Origin of the sequence: Pseudoalteromonas sp. TB25, from assembly GCF_000497995.1 — a bacterium.
Classification (GTDB): domain Bacteria; phylum Pseudomonadota; class Gammaproteobacteria; order Enterobacterales; family Alteromonadaceae; genus Pseudoalteromonas; species Pseudoalteromonas distincta.
In genome coordinates this window covers 1-1,756 of the sequence record NZ_AUTI01000335.1, presented here as the reverse complement: position 1 = coordinate 1,756, position 1,756 = coordinate 1, and the positions used below count along the sequence as shown (strand labels likewise).

Genomic DNA, 1,756 nt, shown 5'->3' with positions numbered 1-1,756 from the left:
CCATCAATGAGCTCGCTTTTGTACACGTTACTATCGCCAGTAGGAGATTACTTTGCCGGTGGTGCAACTGCACTGCGTGTACTGCTTGAAGAAGATGGCATGCGCTGCGCCCCGCACATGGGAATGGTAAAAAGTGGTGGTAACTACGCCAGTGCTTTAGCACCTATTAGTGCTGCACGAACTAAGTATCAAGCAGATCAAATTTTATTTTGCCCAGGTGGCGACGTACAAGAAACCGGTGCTGCTAACTTTATACTTATTGATGGCAACGAAATTATTACTAAAGCGCTTGATAGCACGTTTTTACATGGTGTAACGCGTAATAGTATTTTAACCATTGCAAAAGATTTAGGTATGACGGTAAGCGAGCGTAACTTTAGCGTTACTGAGCTACTAGAGCGTGCTGCTAAACCTGGTACTGAAGCGGCGCTTTCGGGCACTGCAGCTGTACTAACTGCTGTGGGTACGTTTATTCATAACGATAAAGAATACAAAGTAGGTACTGGCGAGCCAGGCCCAACTACTGCGCGCCTTCGCCAAGCATTGAACGATATTCAATGGGGTAAAAGTGAAGACAAGCACGGCTGGTTAACTAAAATCTAATAATAGATTTAATAATAGATTTAGTAATAGATTTAATAGTAACTCGCATTAAAAAGCCACCTAATCGGTGGCTTTTGTGTGTTTGGTTACTTTAAGCTGTGCTTATTAAAACTTCATTTCTATTTTGCCGTACACGTAGCGTCCGTTAAATCCATACGGTGAAAAGCTTGAGTATGCGAACAAGCGTGAGAAAGTGCTTACTTCGTCAACATTTTCGCGTGTTGCGTCTGGGTAAATATCAAAAATGTTATTCGCTCCCAAGCTTAACGATACGTTATTGGTAAGTGCATAAGCTACGTCTAAATCAGTGATCCATTTTGGTTTTAGTACTTCATTTAGCTCTGCCGTTGATGATGGATCTTGAGTTTCACCGTAACGTGTTGTTCTAAGCGTGGTACGTATGTCGTCGTTAGTCCATGTTGCGCTTAAGTTGTACTTATTACGCGGTGTGCTTACTTCAAAACGACGTAGCTCAGTGCCTGAGAACAAGTTGTCTTGATCAAACCCAGCACCTTGCAGCTCTGCTGGTGGGTCGATAATATTTGTTACTTCATTTTTACCGTAGTTGTAACCTAGGTTAAAGGCTAAATCGCCATAACCATCAGTTGCTACATTATAAGAGGCAACCACATCAACACCACGGGTTTTACTGTCAATTGCATTTAAGAAGAAACGACCTTGGTTAGCGCCTGTGCCTTGAAGTAAATCGGCAATAGCATCGCCCGATAAGTTGTTTGATAACACAATGCGGTCATCAATTAATATTTGGTAGTAATCAACCGATAAGCTGAAATTAAAGTCGGTAGACCATGTAAAACCAACGCCGTAGTTAGTAGCTTCTTCTGCATCAAGACCAGGTGAGCCCAGTGCTTTTGCTACATCGCTGCTTGGTGCGAACGTACCTGTTTCGGTTGGTTCGCCATCAACAAATACAGTGGCCACTGAGGTAAAGTATTGTTGCTGCAAAGAGGGTGCTCTAAAACCAGTTGATACAGAGGCGCGCAGCGCTAAGTCTTCAGTTAATGAATAACGAGTCGCAACTTTACCGTTAAGTGTATCGCCAAAGTCTGAGTAATCTTCATAACGGGCGGCAACCGCTAAATTCCAATCGTCGGTTAGGTAGGTTTCAAGGTCTATATACAAGCTCACGTTA

2 protein-coding genes are annotated in these 1,756 nt (G+C 42.9%); one reads left to right on the top strand and one right to left on the bottom strand.

Annotated elements, in window-relative coordinates; all coding sequences use genetic code 11:
- Window positions 1–603: aminotransferase class IV (locus L652_RS0113340; protein WP_029770297.1), on the top strand; the 603-nt coding region annotated here is incomplete at its 5' end.
- 105 nt (window positions 604–708) lie between these two features.
- On the opposite strand, the gene L652_RS0113335 is transcribed toward L652_RS0113340, so the two are convergent.
- Window positions 709–1,756 (bottom strand): TonB-dependent receptor (locus tag L652_RS0113335; protein ID WP_024603502.1); only part of this gene is annotated, 1,048 nt, incomplete at its 5' end.